Consider the following 18,965-nt stretch of genomic DNA (forward strand, 5'->3'; position numbering starts at 1 on the left):
AAGGGGCGCAACGGCCGTCGGGCCATCGTTGCAGGGGGCGCTGGCTGGGCCTTGCGCGTCGGTTTTTGGCTCGACTCGCGCGACATTTCATGCAAGGTCGCTTCTCATGAAAACCGAAGTGAAGATATGCGGGCTGAAGACCGCGGAAGCGGTTGAGCGTGCTGTCGCGCTCGGTGCATCCCATACCGGCTTCATCTTTTTTCCAAAGAGTCCCAGGAACATCGAGCCTGACGATGCCGGCCGTCTGGCAGACCGCATTCGCGGCCAGGCGAAGATCGTCGCGGTCACGGTCAATGCCGACAATGACGAACTCGACGAGATCGTTTCGGCGCTCAACCCGGATATCCTGCAGCTCCACGGCAGTGAAGATCCGGAACGGTTGCTGACGGTCAAGGCGATGTACGGGCTTCCTATCATGAAGGCCCTTTCGGTGCGCGATGCATCGGACCTCGAAAGGATCGCCCCCTACATCGGCATTGCCGATCGCTTCCTCTTTGATGCCAAGCCGCCTCAAGGTTCCGATTTGCCCGGCGGTAACGGCGTTTCCTTTGACTGGAAGCTGCTCGACGCGCTTGACGGAAGCGTCGATTACATGCTTTCCGGTGGTCTCAACGCCAGTAACATTGGCGAGGCCATGGTGCAGACCCGCGCCCGCGCCATCGATATCTCCTCCGGCGTCGAGAGCGCGCCGGGCGTCAAGGATCTGAAGCTCATGGAATCGTTTTTCAATGCCGTTCGCCAGGCGGAGGCGGGCATGCCACGGTCAGGGAGCAGGACGTGAACCAGGCGCCAAAGTTGAATTCTTTCCGGGGCGGTCCCGACGAGGACGGCCGTTTCGGCATTTTTGGCGGTCGCTTCGTGGCCGAGACATTGATGCCCCTGATCCTCGACCTGCAGGCCGAGTGGAACAAGGCAAAGGACGATCCGGCCTTCAAGGCGGAACTGGCGCATCTCGGCGCTCACTATATCGGCCGGCCGAGCCCGCTTTATTTCGCCGAGCGGCTGACGGCTGAGCTCGGCGGCGCCAAGATCTATTTCAAGCGCGAAGAGCTGAACCACACCGGTTCGCACAAGATCAACAACTGCATCGGCCAGATCCTGCTGGCTAAGCGCATGGGCAAGACGCGCATCATCGCCGAAACCGGTGCCGGCCAGCATGGCGTTGCTTCGGCGACAGTCGCGGCCCGCTTCGGCCTGCCTTGCGTCGTCTACATGGGCGCGACCGACGTCGAGCGCCAGGCGCCGAACGTTTTCCGCATGAAGCTGCTCGGTGCCGAGGTCAAGCCGGTAACCGCCGGCAGCGGCACGCTCAAGGACGCGATGAACGAGGCCCTGCGTGACTGGGTCACCAATGTCGACAACACTTACTATCTGATCGGTACGGCCGCCGGCCCGCATCCCTATCCGGAAATGGTCCGCGATTTCCAGGCGGTCATCGGCCAGGAAGCCAAGGAACAGATGCTCGCCGCCGAAGGCCGGCTGCCGGATCTCGTCGTTGCTGCCGTCGGCGGTGGCTCCAACGCGATCGGCATCTTCCATCCGTTCCTTGATGATGAAAGCGTCAAGATCGTCGGCGTCGAAGCCGGCGGCAAGGGCATCGAGGGCGACGAGCATTGCGCGTCGATCACCGCCGGTTCGCCCGGCGTGCTGCATGGCAACCGCACCTATCTGCTGCAGGACGGCGACGGCCAGATCAAGGAAGGCCACTCGATTTCTGCCGGCCTCGACTACCCCGGCATCGGCCCGGAACATGCCTGGCTGAACGATGTCGGCCGCGTCGAATACGTGCCGATCATGGACCACGAAGCGCTCGAGGCGTTCCAGACGCTGACCCGCCTCGAAGGCATTATCCCGGCGCTCGAGCCGTCGCATGCGCTTGCCGAGGTCATCAAGCGTGCGCCGAAAATGGGCAAGGACGAGATCATCCTGATGAACCTCTCCGGTCGCGGCGACAAGGACATCTTCACCGTCGGCAAGTTACTGGGAATGGGGCTGTAAGATCATGACCGCACGCATGGACAAGAGATTTGCCGATGTGGCGGCCGAGGGACGGCCGGTCCTCGTCACCTATTTCATGGCCGGTGATCCGGATTTCGAGACGTCGCTCTCGATCATGAAGGCGTTGCCGAAGGCCGGCGCCGACGTCATCGAACTCGGCATGCCCTTCTCTGACCCGATGGCCGATGGCCCGGCCATCCAGCTTGCCGGTCAACGCGCGCTGAAGGGCTGCCAGACGCTTGCCAAGACGCTCGAGATCGCCCGCCGCTTCCGCGAGGACGACCAGCGCACGCCGATCGTGCTGATGGGCTACTACAATCCGATCTATATCTACGGCGTCGACCGCTTCCTGACGGATGCGCTCGCCGCCGGCATCGACGGCCTGATCGTCGTCGATCTGCCGCCGGAGATGGATGATGAACTCTGCATCCCGGCGCTTGCGAAGGGCATCAGCTTCATTCGCCTGGCGACGCCGACCACGGACGACCGTCGCCTGCCGAAGGTGCTCGAAAACACCTCCGGTTTCGTCTATTACGTATCGATGAACGGCATCACAGGTTCGGCTCTGCCCGATCCGTCGTTGATTGCCGGCGCAGTCGGCCGTATCAAGGCGCACACCAACCTGCCGGTTTGCGTCGGTTTCGGCGTCAAGACGGCGGAGCATGCAAGGGCCATCGGAGCATCCGCCGATGGCGTGGTCGTCGGTACGGCGATCGTCAACCAGATCGCGTCGAGCCTGACCGAAGAGGGCAAGGCGACGGACGCGACGGTTCCGGGTGTTGAAGCGCTGGTCAGAGGGCTCTCGGCAGGCGTGCGGTCCGCACGCCTCGCAGCAGCCGAATAATTGCCTATATTAGCGCGCACAACCCGAAGGAAATCTTCAGGAGTTACTAAGTGAACTGGATCACAAACTACGTTCGGCCGAAGATCAACTCGATGCTGGGCCGCCGGGAAGTTCCGGAAAATCTCTGGATCAAGTGCCCGGAAACCGGCGAGATGGTGTTCCACCGCGATCTCGAAGAAAACAAGTGGGTCATCCCGCAGTCCGGCTTCCACATGAAGATGCCGGCCAAGGCTCGGCTGAAGGACCTGTTCGACGGCGGCATCTATGAAGCGTTTCCGCAGCCGAAGGTTGCTCAGGACCCGCTGAAGTTCCGCGATTCCAAGAAGTACTCCGACCGTCTGCGCGACAGCCGCGTGAAGACCGAGCTCGAAGACACGATCGTCGCCGGTCTCGGCCGCGTTCAGGGCGTCAAGCTCGTCGCCGTCGTGCACGAGTTCAACTTCATTGGCGGTTCGCTCGGCATGGCTGCCGGCGAGGCGATTATCAAGGCCTTCGAAAGAGCGATCGCCGAGAAGTGCCCGCTGGTCATTTTCCCGGCATCGGGCGGCGCCCGCATGCAGGAAGGCATCCTGTCGCTGATGCAGCTGCCGCGCACCACGGTTGCCGTCAACCTGCTGAAGGAAGCCGGTCTTCCCTATATCGTCGTGCTCACCAACCCGACGACCGGTGGCGTCACCGCATCCTATGCGATGCTTGGCGATATCCATATGGCCGAGCCTGGCGCCGAAATCGGCTTTGCCGGCAAGCGCGTGATCGAGCAGACGCTGCGCGAGAAGCTGCCGGAAGGTTTCCAGACGTCTGAATACCTGCTGGAGCACGGCATGGTCGACATGGTCGTCAAACGCCATGATCTGCCGTCGACGCTTGCCCGGGTCCTGAAGATCCTGATGAAGAAGCCGGCAGAAGCCTCGAAGCTCAACGGCGGCACGCAGCCGGCTGCCTTGCCGGTCGCGGCAAGCGCTTAAAGGCTATTGCGGGAAAAGCGTAAACCGGTTTTCCCGCAGTTGTGCAGAACAAGAATGAAACATCTCCGCCAGACCGGAGATGTTTGGCAGTCAAGCTTGTCGGGTCGGGGTGAGAGATGACAGCGGTGGAAGCCAGCGAAGCGGGCTATGAGATCGAAAAACTCCTTGCCCTCCACCCCAAGGGGTTTGATCTGTCGCTGGACAGGATCACCCGGCTGCTCGCCGCGCTCGGCAATCCGCAGGACCGCCTGCCACCGGTGATCCATGTCGCCGGCACCAATGGCAAGGGTTCGGCAACCGCGTTTTCGCGGGCGATCCTGGAAGCGGCCGGTCTCAGCGTTCACGTCCACACGTCGCCGCATCTCGTCAATTGGCACGAGCGTTACCGCCTCGGCGTCAAGGGCGGCAAGGGACGGCTCGTCAGCGACCCCGTTCTGGCCGATGCGGTGCGTCGCGTCGCCGAAGCCAATGGCGGCGAGAAGATCACCGTCTTCGAAATCCTGACCGCCGTCACCTTCCTTCTCTTTGCCGAGCACCCGGCCGATGTCGCGATCATCGAGGTTGGCCTCGGCGGCCGCTTCGACGCGACCAATGTCATTGCTCGACCGGCCGTATCCGTCATCATGCCGATCTCGCTCGATCACCAGGCCTATCTCGGCGACCGGGTGGAACTGATCGCCGCGGAAAAAGCCGGTATCATGAAGCGCGGCTGCTCCGTCGTGATCGGTCAGCAGGAAGAAGAGGCTGCGCGCGATGTGCTGATCTCGACGGCCGAGCGGCTCGGTTGCCCGATGTTCGTCTATGGCCAGGACTTCATGGCGCATGAGGAATTCGGCCGCCTTGTCTATCAGGACGAAAGCGGTCTCGCCGACCTGCCGCTGCCGAAGCTGCCGGGACGGCACCAATACGCCAATGCCGCCGCGGCCGTTCGCGCGGTGCGGGCTGCGGGCTTCGACGTTTCGGAGGCGGCGATCGAGAAGGGGCTTGCCGGCGTCGAGTGGCCCGGGCGCCTGCAGCGCCTGACCAGCGGCAAACTTACGCGTTACGGCCCGGCCGATGCGGAAATCTGGGTCGACGGCGGCCATAATCCGGGTGCCGGCCAGGTGATCGCCGAAGCGATGGCGACCTTCGAAGAACGCGAATCGCGCCCCCTGTTCCTGATCATTGGCATGATCAACACGAAGGATCCGGTCGGCTATTTCCGGGCGTTTGTGGATCTTGCCGAACAGGTCTTCACCGTTCCGATCCGTGGTTCCGATGCAGGTCTTGATCCGGTGGCGCTTGCAAGCGACGCGGCTGCTATCGGATTTGAGGCTTCGGCTGTCTCTTCCGTCGCCGAAGCGTTGACGATCGTTGCCAATCTGGTCGATGAGGATCCGGCGCCGCCGCGCATCCTGATCGGCGGCTCGCTCTATCTGGTGGGCGACGTTCTCGCCGACAACGGTACGCCGCCGAAGTGATCCGGAGGTGGCGCCGCCATCCCGATAGCAGCCAAGTTCAAGACAAGAAAAAAGCCCGGCATGCCGGGCTTTCTGCTGCGGTAGTCAGCGAAGGTCTCAGGCGACCGCCGTGGAGATCCACGAGGAAAGGGCCGTCTTCGGCGCAGCGCCAACCTTGATGTCGGCCACTTCGCCGGCCTTGAACATGGCGAGCGTCGGGATCGAGCGAACGCCGTACTGGGCAGCCAGTTCCGGGTTTTCGTCGATGTTGAGCTTGACGACCTTGACCTTGCCGGCGAGCTCGTTCGAGATTTCCTCGAGGCTCGGCGCGATCATCTTGCACGGGCCGCACCATTCAGCCCAGAAATCGACAACCACCGGCTCGGCGGAGTTCAGCACTTCCTGCTGAAAATTGGACGTATCGACCTTTACAGTAGCCATAGGCTGCTCCTTGCGTTCGGAATGGCAGTATCCAGATGTTGTGTCTCATGTGAGATGGCACCGCTGGATTTTCAATATCCGGTATCTCACTTTGTCGCGAGGTCTTCAAGGCTCCTGTCGAGCGCCTGATCCGTAACCACGTGGATTGCCGGTCCTTCGGTGAAGATCAGCACGCATCGGAATGCGTGCCCGGGATAGAGCGGCCGCAACAGCTCGCGATAGATCGCAAGCTGTGCCCTGTAGGCGAAGGGTATGTCACCCTGCGAAGCCGGCACCTGCCGGTTCGTCTTGAAATCGGCAATGGTCACGATCCCGTCGCTGACGGCGAGCCGGTCGATGCGGCCGGAGACCGCGTGCTCGCGCGTGCCGAGGGTCAGTGTGCCCATGACCGAGACTTCGGCGCGGCTGCCGACCGAGAAGAGCGCCTGAAGATCGGGATGGTCGAGCACATTCTCGACAGCGTCAATCAGCGCGGCGCGCTGCGCGGGCGCCCAGCGGGGCACCGAACGCACGAGATAGCGCTCGGCCGCGGCGCGGCGATCATTGCCCGCAATGGAGGGCAGGACCTGCAGCAGGCGGTGCAGGATGGCACCGCGCAACATCGAGAGATTTGCCGGTGCCTTCTCAGAAAACAGGGCGGATCCGACAAGCCCATCGCCGTCGTCCTCGTCGATGGCGATACCGACGCCGGAGGGGCTGAGCGGCCGCGGCAGCCGCTTTTGCGGTGGCAGCGGCGTCGAAAGCGCCTTCGGCAGGCCGGAGGCCGGGCGGTTGGCGTCCGGCGTGGGCGCTTCCTTGGAGGGAAGGTCGCGCTCGAGCTGCTTCTCGCGCCAGGCATGGCCGGACCATTCCTCGCCGCCGGCGTGAAAGGTCTTCGGATGGCCGCGGCCATTTTCGTCCCCGGCAAGGCTCGCCTGAACCATGGCATGCCATGTTTCGGCGACGGCCCGCTGTCCGCGATAGCCACAGACGATCAGGCGGTCAGCGGCGCGGGTCATGCCGACATAGAGCAGGCGTCGATACTCTTCCTCGGCAAGCGTCTTCAGACGATCGCTGTCGGCGGTCACGAGCGTATTCGATTCCGAGCCCGGTGCGCGCCACACCGGCAACGACAGGACGGCGCCATCCCTTTGAGCGAGCTCGAGGAAGCGAAGGGAAGGGACATGCTGGTTGCTGAACGGCGCACCGCCGCCGTCGACGAGGAAGACGACCGGCGCTTCGAGACCCTTGGCGGCGTGCACCGTCATGATCCGGACTTCGTCGCGTTCCTTGTCCTGCTCGCGCTTGACCGTCGGCGCTTCCATTTCGAGCGTCGAAACGAAGGCCTGCAGACCGGGGAGGCCGCTTCTTTCCTGATCGAGGGCGAAGGTGAGGAACTCGTCAAGAATGTCGCTGACCTCGGTGCCGAGCCGCGCCAGGAAGGCCGCCCGGCCGCCATGAACGCCAAGGATGCGGGCATAAAAATCGTGCGGTGCAAGCGCGTTCGCGAGCGCCACATAGCTTTTCAGCGCCCTTGCTGCCTGGTGGAACAGGATGCCCTCGGCCGCCTCGGCCTGGAGCCTCTGCCAGAGGCTTTCGCCTTCCTTGCGCCGCGCCGCGAGCTCGAACAGCGCGTCTTCGCCGAGATTGAACAGCGGGCTTTTCAGCAGCGCGGCGAGTGACAGGTCGTCCTGCGGCAAGAGGACGAAGCGCCCGAGCGCGAGCAGGTCCTGAACGGCAATATGCTTGGTGAGCACCAGCCGGTCGGCGCCGGCGACCGGAATGTTGTTGCGGCGCTTGAGCGCCCGGGTCAGCGCATTGACGAAGGCGTCGCGCTTACGGACCAGCACGATCACGTCGCCCGGACGCATCGGTCGGCGAATACCCTTCTCGACGATCGTTTCCTTGCCGATCCAGCTCTCCAAGACGCCGGCGATCCGGCGTGCGAGGATATTGACCGGTGCGCTCTCAGGCGTTGCGTCGAAGGCTGCGGTCCATTCTTCGTCCGTATCGATCGGTTCGGCGGCAATCACGTCCCAGATATCGACGGCGCCGGGATGGCCGATACGGTTCGAAGCATGAACGACGGGCTCGTTGCGGGCGCTGAGGCCGCGTGCATGCGCCGGATTGGCGAAGACCGTATCGACGGCCGAAAGCACGTCGACGGTCGAGCGGAAGGAGAGCTGAAGACGGATGGGCTCGAAGGCCTTGCCGCCGTCGCGCACCCGCCGTTCCGTTTCCTGGCTCTCATGCGAGAACCGTTCCGGCCGTGCGCCCTGGAAGGAGTAGATCGACTGTTTCTCGTCACCGACGGCGAACATGGTGCGGTTGGTTCCACGGGCGCTTTCGCCGGAGAAGAAGTCAGCCGCCAGCGCCTGGATGATGGTCCATTGCGCCGGGCTGGTATCCTGAGCCTCGTCGACGAGGATATGGTCGATGCCCTGGTCGAGCTTGTAGTGGACCCAGGCGCTGACATCGCCGCGGGCAAAGAGCGCCGCCGTGCGGTTGATCAGGTCCTCGAAATCGAGCTGGCTGCGTCGCCGCTTGAGCTCCTCGTAGTCGACGTTGAGCCGTTCGGCGAGCGTCAGAGCCGCCAGCGTCGCCTCGAACATCCTAAGAATGCTGATGTGATCGATGCAGGCGACGACATGGCGGTAGGCTTCGTCCACCAGGTCTATGAGATCGGGTGCCGCCTGCTGCATCGCCTTGTTGAGGAAGGCGGATTGTGCCCGGGGTTTTCCGGTGCCGGTGAAGAACAAATGCCTGAGACCGTCATAGCGCGCGTCCAAGTCCGTGAGCTTGGAGACGGTCCGAAGTCCCTCTGCAAATTCCAGAACCTTCGTTCCGCCGACGCTCGTGGCGAGTGAGAAGTAACGTTCCAGGGACGCACCGTTCAGGCCCGCCAACGGCCAGATCGCGGCCATGGCGCTGTCGACGCTTTCGCTCGGCGCCAGCTTCAGGGCGCGGCGCAACTCGGCCTCGGTGCCGCCGAGCGCGTCGGCATGTTCGAAAAAGGTCTGGATCGCGGTGCGGTTCTCGACGATCGCCGCGAGCAGTTTTTCAAGCCCGGTGTCGTCGGCAAGGTCGAGCACGATGGCGAAGGCGCGCGCCAGTTCCGGATCGTCCTTGGCGGCCGTCGCCGTCAGCAGCATGCGGCGCGCATCGGCAAGCAGCACGGCGGCAGCGCGGTCGTCGAGAACCGAAAAATGCCCGGCGACATTGGCTTCCAGTGGAAACTGGTGCAGCAGCGCCTCGCAGAAGGCGTGGATCGTCTGGATTTTGAGGCCGCCGGGCGTCTCGAGCGCCCGGGCGAACAGGCGCCGCGCCTCCTGCAGCTTCAGCAGACCAGGCCGCTCGCCCTCGATTGCCTCGATCCGTTTTTCGAGCGTCGCGTCGTCGAGCGTTACCCATTCGGCCAGCCGTTCGAAGACGCGGTTCGACATTTCGGATGCCGCCGCCTTGGTATAGGTCAGGCAGAGGATCGCCGACGGCCGACAGCCGGCGAGCAGCAGCCGGATCACCCGCTGGGTCAGCACATGTGTCTTGCCGGATCCGGCATTGGCCGAAACCCAGGCAGAACGCTCGGGATCGGAGGCTAGCGATTGCCGATGCGAGGTCCAGTCGAGCCAGGCTTGCGGCGTCGCCTGTTCGGGGCCGAGGCTGTCATCCCTCATCGCCGTCCTCCTCCTCGCTATCGGCCGTCGACCATTCGGCCACGCGTGCCAAATGGTCGTATTCGCCGCCGTGGTCGCGCTCTTTCTGAACAATCACGCGCGATGCAAAGCCATGCTTGCCCGAAAGCAGCGCACTCAGCAGTTTTCTGAGCTCGGTGAGGGATTCGTCCGCGAGCTGGTCGGCGGATTTGGTTTCCTTCGCCTTGCTGCCCTCGTTGTTCACGGTCTCCTGCTTGAAACGCGATCCGGGCTTCAGCCGGACATAGAGCAGCGATTGCGGATGGCTCGGCGGCAGGTCCTTGAAGGCGCCGGCCTTGAGGGCTGCGGCTTCGAGTGCGAGCTGCGGGTCAAGCAGCACACGGGCTTCCTTGACCGATGGGCTGGAGCCGGTCTTGTAGTCGATGATCTCCACGCTGCCGTCGGTCAGCATATCGAGCCGGTCGGCAATGCCCGTCAGCCGCATGTCGGCGACGCCGAGCTCCATCGATGCCGGAGCTTCCGTGCGCGAGCGGCGGATGAAGCGTGCGCGGTCCCGCTCCCATTTGATGAAAGCCAAGCCGACGGCGGCGAAGCGCGGCCGCCAGATCGTGTCGATATGCGTGGGCAGCCGCGCCTCGTCGAAAGCCTCGTTCAGCAGCCGATGCATCGCTTCTTCGGCCGCGGGCGACATGAGGTCGAAGCCGCCGCGAATAAAGCGCTCGACGATCTGGTGATAGAGCGTGCCGCGCTCCGCCGGACCGGGATCGCTGTTGAACGGCAGCAGCGGATGCAGGCGAAGAATGCGCCGGGCGTAGATCGCGTAGGGGTCGCGCCTCAGCCGCGAGACCTCGCTGAAGGAATATTTGCGCGGCTGCAGGTCCACCGGTGGCTTGGGCGCGGGGCGTTCGGCAAGCGGCTGCCGCCCTCCGTCGTCGAGCATCCGGGCCCAGGCCAGATAGTCGGCGCCATTGGCCTGCAAGGCCGCAGTCAGCCGTTCGCCGCCAAGCGCGAGCAGCCGCTGTAGCCAGCGCGAGGCAACGGTGGGTGTTGCGCCCTGGCGCATCGAGCGGGTGAAGATCAGCCGCCGTGTGCCGCAGGCCATCTGGAAGTCATGCGCGAGCTGGCCGATGCGCCGCTCGGGGGGCTCGAGACCGATGCCCGTCTTCATCGTGCGCGACAGGAACGGGTCGTTGGCGGTCTGGCCTGGCCAATTGCCCTCGTTCATGGCGCCGAGCACCACGAGATCCATGCTCTGCAGGCGTGATTCCAGCGCGCCGAAGATGAAGACCCGCGGATGGCGCATGGACCGCGGCTTGACCGCGGCACCTGCAGCAAGCGCCTCCATGACGTCGCACCATTGCGGCCCGTCCGCCGTCATCTGGCCATCGGTTTCGATGATGCCGCGAAGCAGGGTCGCCAGCGTATCGGCCGCCTCGCCGGACCAGAGCCCACCGAGATCGCCGCGCTCGTCGGCCGAGGCCGCTTCCAACGCCTGGCCGGTACGCGTCGCCCAGTCGGCAAAGGTGAATTCGTCCGAGAACACGCGGCTGCCGTCCTTGCTGCGCGTGAGCGCGGAAGCCAGCGGCGCCACCGCGAGGCCGATCTTGATCGCCAGATCGCGTGCTGCCTGAAGCTCCTCGGCGCCGATGCCGGCACGCCATTCCGGCGGGTGGCGATCGACCTTGTGGCCGGCAATCGCCGCATCGAGCAACGGCTCCAGGGCGAGGATATCGACGGTTGCGGTGCTGCCGCGCAGCGCCATGCGTTCGAGCGCGTCGGCGCCCTGGCGCATCTCATCACGCGAAAGCCCGAAGCGCGCCAGCGGGTGCTTGAGCAGCGCAACGAAGGGCACGGGATCGCCGGGGCGCAGGCTTGCCTCCAGAAGCAGACGCATGAAGCTGCCCTGGGGCGTCGAGGACAAAGGCGTGCCGGCGGAATCGTCCGCCTCGATGCCGAAGCGGGCGAGCTCGGCGCCGACCCGCCGCGCGAGATTTCGGTCGGGCGTGATCAACGCCGCCTGGCTATCCTCGCTGCCTTCCAGCGCAAGCCTTAGCGCAACGGCAATCGCCGCCGCCTCCTCGCGTTCGTTGGCGGTTTCGATGAGAGCCGTATCGCCGAAGGCAGCGCGCAGCAATTCGCCGTCGAGTTCGCTGCGCATTTCGGTCCAGGCATCGGTGGCCTTTGCCGGCAAAAGGGCGTGCGAGAGGATCGCCGCGCGGAAATCGACGTCGGTTTGGGCGCCGGCTAGCGCGCCCACATCCGAGCGGATGACGCCCATGCGCTTCAGCAGCCTGTAGAAGCCGTATTGCGGGTGGCTGCGGCTTGCCGGGTCCGGCCTGCCGTCAAAGGCAGCGTCGGCGACGATCATGTCCCATTCGGCATCGCTCATCGTCTGGTCGAGACCAGGCAACACGATCGTGCCGTTCTGAAGCTTCTGCACGGCGGCAATCAGCGCGGCCGTGGCGGGAATGGAACCGGTCGAGCCGGCGATGATGATCGGGCCTTCGATCTTGCCGCCGGCGATGCGCTGCGTTTCGGCCTGAAGGATGGCGTTGCGATGGCGTGCGGGCGAGGATTGCTTGAGTTCCTCGAGCCGTTCCGGCCAGTAGGTTCGGGCGATCTTGAGGAATTCGAGCGTCAGCTGCCACCACAGCGCATGCTCGCCGGCGTCGAGCCGGTCGAGCGCGTCCCAGTCCAGCTCTTCCGTCTCCATCGCATCGATGAGATCGGCAAGATTGCGTGCCAGCCAGATCGCATCGGCAGGACTTGCCGGCGCGATCAGCGGGCTTTCCGCATGGATGTCGAGCACGACCTTTGGTAGCCGGTTGCGCCAGGCGAGAATCAGCCGGCCAAGCTCGATCAGCCGTGCCGTGCCCGGCAGCGGCGGCGCGAGATCGAGGATTGCCGGTACTTCGGCGTCGAAGAAGCCACTGTCATCATCGGTCTCGCCGAGCGCCTTGATGGTGGGCAGGATGGTGGAGCGGCCGCCGAGCAGGTCGACGAATTCGGATCTGAGCACACGGGCCGAACGCCGCGTCGGCACGAAGATCGTGACGCCGGCAAGCGGCAAGGGATCGGCCGGATCGTAGCGGAAGTCCGGAGTCAGGATACCGTCGCAAAGCTTTTCGGCGAGCGTCTTCAGGAAGGGGAGGCCAGGCGGGATCGTGAAGACGTTGGACCGGCGGCCGCGCACGCTCATCCTCCTGGCTGGTGGCGGCGGATCGCCGCTTCCGCTTCGCCGATCGCGTCGGGCGTGCCGACCGTCATCCAGTGGCCATCGAGCAGGAGGCCGTGGAGGCGCCCTTTTTGGGCAGCGCGATCGAAGTAGATGTTGAGGTTGAAGGCATCATCAGGCGCGTCGGCAAAGAGCCGGGAGTGAAGCGCGATCGCGCCGGCATAGACCACCGGGTTTGGCAGACCTTCGGTGTATCGCGTCAGCTTGCCGTCGGCACCGAGCGAAAAGTCCTTCTTGCCGTTGTGACCGGTCGTGTCCTCATCGCGCACGCACAGGAGCAGCATGTCCATGCGGTCCGCATCGAAGGCTGCGGCGAGGCGCGTCAGGTTGCTGGGAACGCCGACCGGTTCCCCGACCCAGAAGAGGTCGGCATTCATCACCAGTACGGGGCCTTCCGGCAGCAGTTTCAGGCCCTTGGCCAGGCCGCCGCCGGAATTCATCAGCGCATCGCGCTCGTCGGAAATCAGGATCTCCGGGCTTCTTCTCTGGCTGAGATGTCCTTCCATCTGGTCGGCGAAATGATGCACGTTGACCGCGGCCTTGGTGATGCCGGCCTCTGCCAGCAGATCCAGCACGTAGTCGATCATCGGCTTGCCCGCGATCTCTACGAGCGGCTTCGGCATGGTGTTGGTGATCGGGCGGAGCCGGGTGCCGAGGCCCGCGGCGAGCACCATCGCATTGCTGATCGACATTGCTTCTCTGTCAGTTCGCTGATTCGGAATCTAGGATTCCGGTCTTCATACACCAGTCGTGCAAGGGTTTCAGCGATTCATGTGTGAGCGCCGCCTGAAGATAGGCGAAAGTGCGGGGCATATGTTTCATGTAGCCGGGTTTGCCGTCCCGCTGCATCAGCCGCACCCAGATGCCGACGAGCTTGCAGTTGCGCTGCGCCGACATCAAATGCCAGTCGCGCAAGAAAGTCGCCTCGTCGAAGTTGCCGCTTGCCTGCCGTTCGGCGAGATAGGTTTCCATCATCCGGTTGGCGAGCGGAGGCGCGACGGTCACGCGCGCGTCCTGCACCAGCGATGCCACGTCATAGGCCGTCGGGCCGATCATCGCGTCCTGGAAATCGATGAGGCCAATCCGGTCCAATCCCTGGCGCTCTCCGCGCCAGATGATGTTCGGCGAGTGAAAATCTCGCAAGAGCAGGTTCGTCTCGGAGGTCTGGAGAAGATCAATCAGCCCGTCCCAGATCTCTCCGTATTCACGTTTTTCGTCATCGCTTGCCGGCGCACCGCGCTTCCACGGCAGGTACCAGTCGGTCAAAAGCCGCGTCTCGATCTTCATCGCCGTCCGGTCGAAATCCGGAATGCGGTGGATGACCGCTCTGTCGAGGTTGATCTCCCTGTCGGTCTGCTTGGCATGGAGGCGGGCGAGCAGTCGTACGCTTTCGATGTAGCGCTCGTCGATCGGCTGGCCGGCCGCGTCGAGAACGCCATCCGACCCAAGGTCCTCGATCAGCAGGATGCCCTGGTCGAGATCGCGGGCGTAGATCGTCGGCGCTGCAAAGCCGCGTGCAATGAGCAGCTGGTCGATCGCGACGAAGGGAACGACGTCTTCGGCGATATGCGCGAGCTGCTGGTAGTATTTTCCGTCCTGGAGGACGGGGCCGGGCTTGTGTCGTGGCGAATCCATCAGAATCCGGCTAACGGAGCCGTCTGCCGGGTAAATGCGCTCATAGGCCCGGATCGAGGCGTCGCCGCTGAGGTGCCGGCGCCGTGCGTTTGGGTGATCGTTCTGATCGAGGAAGTCGCGGATCGCCAGCGTGCGGGCGATGCGCTGCAGCTTTTCGTCCGGACCGGAAATTTCGACGCGGCGACCATCGCCTTCATGGGTGATGCTCAGCGTGATGCGGCTGGTGGGTAGGGCGTCGTCAGCCCGTTCCGGCCATTCGACGAGACAGACGCCTAGCGATAGCGCCTCGTCGAAGCCGAGTTCGTCCAGTTCGCTGGAATCAGCCAGCCGATAGAGATCGAAATGCGCGACCGGAATGCGCAGTTCATAGGATTGGACCAGCGTAAAGGTCGGGCTGGGGACCTCCAGCCCGTCGTCATCGGCAAGCGCCCGAAGGAAGGCGCGCGCCAAGGTCGACTTGCCGGCTCCGAGATCACCCGAGAGCGCGACGCAGTCGCCGGGCTTCAGGGCCAGCGCCAGATCTTCGCCGAGCTCGATCGTTGCCGCCTCGTCCGTCAGGAAGCGTTCGATCGCCGACATCATTCGGCCGCGACGATCGCCGGCACTTCGGCCGAGGGTATGCGGCAGGTCACTTCCGTGCCTTCGCCTTCCTTGCTGCGGATGGAGACGGTGCCGTGGTGCAGGCTGACGAAGCTCTCGACGATCGAAAGGCCGAGGCCTGCGCCGCCGCGCTGGCCGTAGCTTTCGAAGCGGTTGAACACTGTATCGAGCACGTCCTGCGGTATGCCGGGGCCGCTGTCTGAGACAGAGAAGATGAAGTCGCTGCCCTCGCGGCGGCACTTCAGGTCGATGGCGCTGCCGTCGGGCGCAAAGTTTGCGGCATTGGTGAGCAGCTTGACGAAGATCTGCTTCAGCCGCTGCTGGTCGGCGACCATGCGGCCGAGATTGTCAGGGGCGGCGATCCTGAGGGTCACGCCGCTCTCGAGCAGCCGGTCGGCCATCTGGTGGGCAATATCATCGAGGAAGTCGGTGAGACTGATCTCGGACATGTCGAGCTGGACGATGCCGGCATCGACGGTCGCGAGATCCAGGATGTCGTTGACGATCGTCAGCAGCAGCGACGAGGAGGTGGCGATGTGGTCGACATACTCCGCCTGCCGCTCGTTGAGATCGCCGAAAGCCGGCGTCTTCAACAGGTCGGCGAAGCCGATGATGTTGGTGAGCGGCGAACGCAGTTCATAGGAAACGTGGTGCACGAAGTCGTTCTTCAGCGCATCCGCCTTGCGCAGCGCCTCGTTCTTTTCGGTGAGCGCGCGCTCGACCCGGACGCTGTCGGTGATGTTGACGAAGGTCAGCATCGTCTGCGCGTTCGGCAGCGGGATGACGGCGTAGTCGAGGATCAGTCCGGTTCGAAGCTCAAGGATGCCGCGGCTGGAGGGCCGTTCGTCGTCGAAGCTGGTGATGATGTGGGTGAAACGTTTCCACCCGTCAGGCTGGTCGTAGGAGATGAGGCAGGCCTGCTCGATCGCCCGGATATGGGTGCCGGGCTTGGCCTCCGCCTCGCTGATGCCCCAGATCGCCCGGAACGCCGGGTTCGAGAGACGAATGCGGCCGTCGGGCCCGAACACAGCTACGCCTTCCGCGAGATGGTCGATCGTCTCGCCTTGAACCTGAACGAGCGTATTGTAGCGCGTTTCGAGATCGACCTTCTCGGTCAGGTTCTCGAACACCCAGGTGACCCCGCCCTGTGGGCGGGCGGTCGCGAAGACGCGCAGCGTCTGGCCGTTCGGCAGGTGCCAGAGGTCGCTCTGCGTGTCGAGCGCCTGATAGACGGAAAGCGCGGTGGCCTTCCACTGTTTCCAGTTGAGCTGCTCCGGCAGCTGGCCGCCGGCGCGCAGCCGGTCAAGCACTTCGCCGTTGTCGGGCTTGCGCTCGAGGAAGCCGATGTCGAGGTTCCACAGACGCTGGAAGGCCTGGTTGTAGAACTGCAGGCGCTGATTGCCGTCGAAGATCGCGACGGGGGTCGCCAGATGATCGAGCGTTTCGGCATGGCTCTTGAGCGTCCGGTTGAGTTCCTCGCGCACGGCCTCGATGCCGGATACGTCGACGGCGACGCCGGCCGAGCCGGCAGGGCTGCGGGCATCGACGACTTCGAAGAAGGTGCGGTTACCCCTGACGACGGTCGAAACCTTGTCGCGGAACGGTGTGTCGAAGGTGGAAACCGCGCGGATCTTTTCGCGCGCGACGGTTGCGAGCAGCTCGCGCCCTTCGGCAACCGCGACCGCGACATCAGGAGCCTCGACGGCGTCGGCATAGGCCTCGTTGACCCAGGTGAGGGCGCCATCCGTGCCGCGTTGCCACACCGGCAGATCGATGGCGTCGAGAAGGGTGCGGAAGGACACGAGCGCAGTATTGAGCCGATCGTGCTCAAGCTTCAGCTCAGCGAGTTCTGCGCGCATATTGTTGAGAGCGATGAAGCGTACGAAAGCGCGCCCGCCCGAGACCCGTCCCTGGGCCTCCAGGACTTCGTTGCGCTGCGTTTCGAGCACCAGGTCGAAGCTGCGCGCCTGGGTGCGCAGCGCGTCGATCGCATTTTCCAGTTCCCCGGCGGATTGCGCCTTGATCCAGCGGCCGAAGGCCAGGAACTCGCGGTCGTCTGCCGGCGCGCCGGTTTCGGGCGGCAGCTGGCCGAGCAGCTCAGCCCGCTCGAGCAGCCCGTCCCAGACGACGATCCGGCGGTTCTTGTCGGCCACCAGCGCCTGATAGCGCGAGAGGCGCTGGTTGGCGTCCGACAGATCGGAGCGCAATTCGCGGTTCTCGGCTTCGATATTGCCGCGCTGGCGGATCAGCCAGATCGCCGAAATCATCGCTGCGGAAACGACGCCGATGAGCACGGAGAAGGTGACGACCTCCGACGAGCCGAAGATATTTGCCTTCTGCGGCGCGACCTGGGCGAGCGCATCTGTTGCTGCAAAGAGAGTGGTACCGGCCAGAAGGTGGCGCAGGAACTTCGGGCCCTTGCGGCGGGTGCCCGGAATAGCTGTTTGGTCTCTGTTCATGGCGCTGCCATCCCCGTCTGTCCGAAGGGTGCTGCCGGCCTTGTTGCGCCTTGCACAGTTCCATCGAGGCCCTGGTCAAGGGCCTGCGTCAGTTCCGATTGCATCCCCGGTCTGTCTCCGTCTGTTTGCCGCTTATCGACAAGACATCCCATCCGCGATGTCCAAGGTCCGCACCGACATCACGAATCAATGGGTTAGAGCATACTTCCTAGTCGAATCGTCGGGAAGGGAGAGGCCCAAAAAAGCGGCCGCGCTCTCTTGTCAAGAACGCGGCCACAAGATGTTGTGGATTGCCCGGGTAAGGATTAGTACCGGTAGTGCTCAGCCTTGAACGGGCCCTGCGTCTTCACGCCGATGTAGTCGGCCTGCTCTTCGGAAAGTTCGGAGAGCTTAGCGCCGAGCTTCTTCAGGTGCAGGCGAGCGACCTTCTCGTCGAGCGCCTTCGGCAGGACGTAGACTTCGTTCTTGTACTTCTCACCCTTGGTGAAGAGCTCGATCTGCGCCAGGACCTGGTTGGAGAACGAAGCCGACATCACGAAGGACGGGTGGCCGGTGGCGTTGCCGAGGTTCAGCAGGCGGCCTTCCGAGAGCAGGATCATGCGGTTGCCCTTCGGGAACTCGATCATGTCGACCTGCGGCTTGATGTTCGTCCACTTCAGGTTACGCAGTGCGGAGACCTGAATTTCGTTGTCGAAGTGGCCGATGTTGCCGACGATCGCCATGTCCTTCATCTCGCGCATGTGGTCCATGCGGATGACGTCCTTGTTGCCGGTCGTCGTGATGAAGATGTCGGCCGACGAGACGACGTCTTCGAGTTGAACGACTTCGAAACCGTCCATCGCCGCCTGGAGCGCGCAGATCGGGTCGATTTCGGTGACCTTGACGCGGGCGCCGGCGCCGGAAAGCGAAGCTGCCGAGCCCTTGCCGACGTCGCCGTAACCGCAGACGACGGCGACCTTGCCGGCCATCATCACGTCGGTGCCGCGGCGGATGCCGTCAACGAGCGATTCCTTGCAGCCGTACTTGTTGTCGAACTTCGACTTGGTGACCGAATCGTTGACGTTGATCGCCGGGAAGGGCAGCAGGCCCTTGGCCTGAAGCTGGTACAGGCGGTTGACGCCGGTGGTGGTTTCTTCGGTCACGCCCTTGATGGCGTCGCGCTGCTTGGTGAACCAGCCCGGCGAAGCCTGGAGGCGCTTCTTGATCTGTGCGACGAGGATCTCTTCTTCTTCGGAGCCCGGGTTGGAGAGCACGTCTTCACCGGCTTCGGCGCGGGCGCCGAGCAGGATGTACATGGTGGCGTCGCCACCATCGTCGAGGATCATGTTCGAGACGCCGCCATCGGCCCACTGGAAGATCTTGTCCGTGTAGGTCCAGTATTCTTCGAGCGTTTCGCCCTTGACGGCGAAGACCGGAACGCCGCTTGCGGCGATGGCAGCGGCAGCGTGATCCTGGGTCGAGAAGATGTTGCACGAGGCCCAGCGCACGTCGGCGCCGAGGGCAACCAGCGTCTCGATCAGAACGGCGGTCTGGATGGTCATGTGCAGCGAGCCGGTGATGCGCGCGCCCTTCAGCGGCTTTGCAGCGCCGAACTCTTCGCGGCAGGCCATCAGGCCCGGCATTTCCGTTTCGGCGATCGCAATTTCCTTGCGCCCGAAATCGGCGAGACCGATGTCGGCGACGATATAGTCCTGAGTGGTGGTCATGGAATTCTCCG

Annotated in this window: 12 protein-coding genes; 5 read left to right on the top strand and 7 right to left on the bottom strand. The window is 63.9% G+C overall.

The window, feature by feature from the left end:
• Positions 1-106 precede the first annotated feature (106 nt).
• The 5 genes from ASE60_RS18805 (at position 107) to ASE60_RS18825 (ending at position 5,267) form a co-directional block, all read left to right on the top strand.
• Positions 107-781: a phosphoribosylanthranilate isomerase gene (locus ASE60_RS18805; protein WP_057252044.1), complete on the top strand. Its 675-nt coding sequence runs from the start codon at positions 107-109 to the stop codon at positions 779-781.
• Positions 778-1,998, top strand: a complete 1,221-nt coding sequence (gene trpB, locus ASE60_RS18810; protein WP_057252045.1) for a tryptophan synthase subunit beta — start codon at positions 778-780, stop codon at positions 1,996-1,998. Before ASE60_RS18805 ends, trpB begins: the two co-directional genes overlap by 4 nt.
• 4 nt (positions 1,999-2,002) lie before the next feature.
• Positions 2,003-2,842, top strand: a complete 840-nt coding sequence (gene trpA / locus ASE60_RS18815; RefSeq protein WP_057252046.1) for a tryptophan synthase subunit alpha — start codon at positions 2,003-2,005, stop codon at positions 2,840-2,842.
• Between the two features lie 50 nt (positions 2,843-2,892).
• Positions 2,893-3,807: an acetyl-CoA carboxylase, carboxyltransferase subunit beta gene (gene accD / locus ASE60_RS18820; protein WP_057252047.1), complete on the top strand. Its 915-nt coding sequence runs from the start codon at positions 2,893-2,895 to the stop codon at positions 3,805-3,807.
• A 116-nt stretch (positions 3,808-3,923) separates the two neighbouring features.
• Entirely contained in the window at positions 3,924-5,267 is a 1,344-nt protein-coding gene (locus ASE60_RS18825; RefSeq protein ID WP_057252048.1) for a folylpolyglutamate synthase/dihydrofolate synthase family protein, read from the top strand.
• A 96-nt stretch (positions 5,268-5,363) separates the two neighbouring features.
• Here the strand turns inward: ASE60_RS18825 and trxA are convergent, their stop codons facing one another.
• The 7 genes from trxA to ahcY all read right to left on the bottom strand — a co-directional run bounded on the left by trxA (position 5,364) and on the right by ahcY (position 18,954).
• Positions 5,364-5,687, bottom strand: coding sequence for a thioredoxin (trxA, locus tag ASE60_RS18830; protein WP_057252049.1), 324 nt, complete (start codon positions 5,685-5,687; stop codon positions 5,364-5,366).
• A gap of 86 nt (positions 5,688-5,773) precedes the next feature.
• Positions 5,774-9,340 carry a double-strand break repair helicase AddA gene (gene addA / locus ASE60_RS18835; RefSeq protein WP_057252050.1) on the bottom strand — a complete coding sequence of 1,189 codons (3,567 nt, stop codon included), beginning with the start codon at positions 9,338-9,340 and terminating at the stop codon, positions 5,774-5,776.
• Positions 9,330-12,512: a double-strand break repair protein AddB gene (gene addB, locus ASE60_RS18840; protein ID WP_244495657.1), complete on the bottom strand. Its 3,183-nt coding sequence runs from the start codon at positions 12,510-12,512 to the stop codon at positions 9,330-9,332. The genes addA and addB overlap by 11 nt, the downstream gene beginning before the upstream one ends.
• Before the next feature lie 2 nt (positions 12,513-12,514).
• Positions 12,515-13,246, bottom strand: coding sequence for a nucleotidyltransferase family protein (locus tag ASE60_RS18845; RefSeq protein ID WP_057252052.1), 732 nt, complete (start codon positions 13,244-13,246; stop codon positions 12,515-12,517).
• Positions 13,247-13,256: 10 nt separating this feature from the next.
• Entirely contained in the window at positions 13,257-14,768 is a 1,512-nt protein-coding gene (gene tsaE / locus ASE60_RS18850; RefSeq protein WP_057252126.1) for a tRNA (adenosine(37)-N6)-threonylcarbamoyltransferase complex ATPase subunit type 1 TsaE, read from the bottom strand.
• On the bottom strand, positions 14,768-17,248 hold the full coding sequence (locus ASE60_RS18855) for a PAS domain-containing sensor histidine kinase (RefSeq protein ID WP_057252053.1): 2,481 nt from the start codon (positions 17,246-17,248) through the stop codon (positions 14,768-14,770). The genes tsaE and ASE60_RS18855 overlap by 1 nt, the downstream gene beginning before the upstream one ends.
• Positions 17,249-17,553: 305 nt before the next feature.
• On the bottom strand, positions 17,554-18,954 hold the full coding sequence (ahcY, locus tag ASE60_RS18860) for an adenosylhomocysteinase (RefSeq protein WP_057252127.1): 1,401 nt from the start codon (positions 18,952-18,954) through the stop codon (positions 17,554-17,556).
• Positions 18,955-18,965: the final 11 nt, after the last annotated feature.

The organism is Ensifer sp. Root278 (assembly GCF_001429285.1).
Classification (GTDB): Bacteria; Pseudomonadota; Alphaproteobacteria; order Rhizobiales; family Rhizobiaceae; genus Ensifer.

Bases quoted from the DNA above. Each gene is read 5' to 3' on its own strand.
- ASE60_RS18825 (WP_057252048.1), top strand. From the start codon at position 3,924: ATGACAGCGGTGGAAGCCAGCGAAGCGGGCTATGAGATCGAAAAACTC.
- trxA (WP_057252049.1), bottom strand. From the start codon at position 5,687: ATGGCTACTGTAAAGGTCGATACGTCCAATTTTCAGCAGGAAGTGCTG.
- addA (WP_057252050.1), bottom strand. From the start codon at position 9,340: ATGAGGGATGACAGCCTCGGCCCCGAACAGGCGACGCCGCAAGCCTGG.
- ASE60_RS18805 (WP_057252044.1), top strand. From the start codon at position 107: ATGAAAACCGAAGTGAAGATATGCGGGCTGAAGACCGCGGAAGCGGTT.
- ASE60_RS18845 (WP_057252052.1), bottom strand. From the start codon at position 13,246: ATGTCGATCAGCAATGCGATGGTGCTCGCCGCGGGCCTCGGCACCCGG.
- ASE60_RS18855 (WP_057252053.1), bottom strand. From the start codon at position 17,248: ATGAACAGAGACCAAACAGCTATTCCGGGCACCCGCCGCAAGGGCCCG.
- ahcY (WP_057252127.1), bottom strand. From the start codon at position 18,954: ATGACCACCACTCAGGACTATATCGTCGCCGACATCGGTCTCGCCGAT.
- tsaE (WP_057252126.1), bottom strand. From the start codon at position 14,768: ATGTCGGCGATCGAACGCTTCCTGACGGACGAGGCGGCAACGATCGAG.
- trpA (WP_057252046.1), top strand. From the start codon at position 2,003: ATGACCGCACGCATGGACAAGAGATTTGCCGATGTGGCGGCCGAGGGA.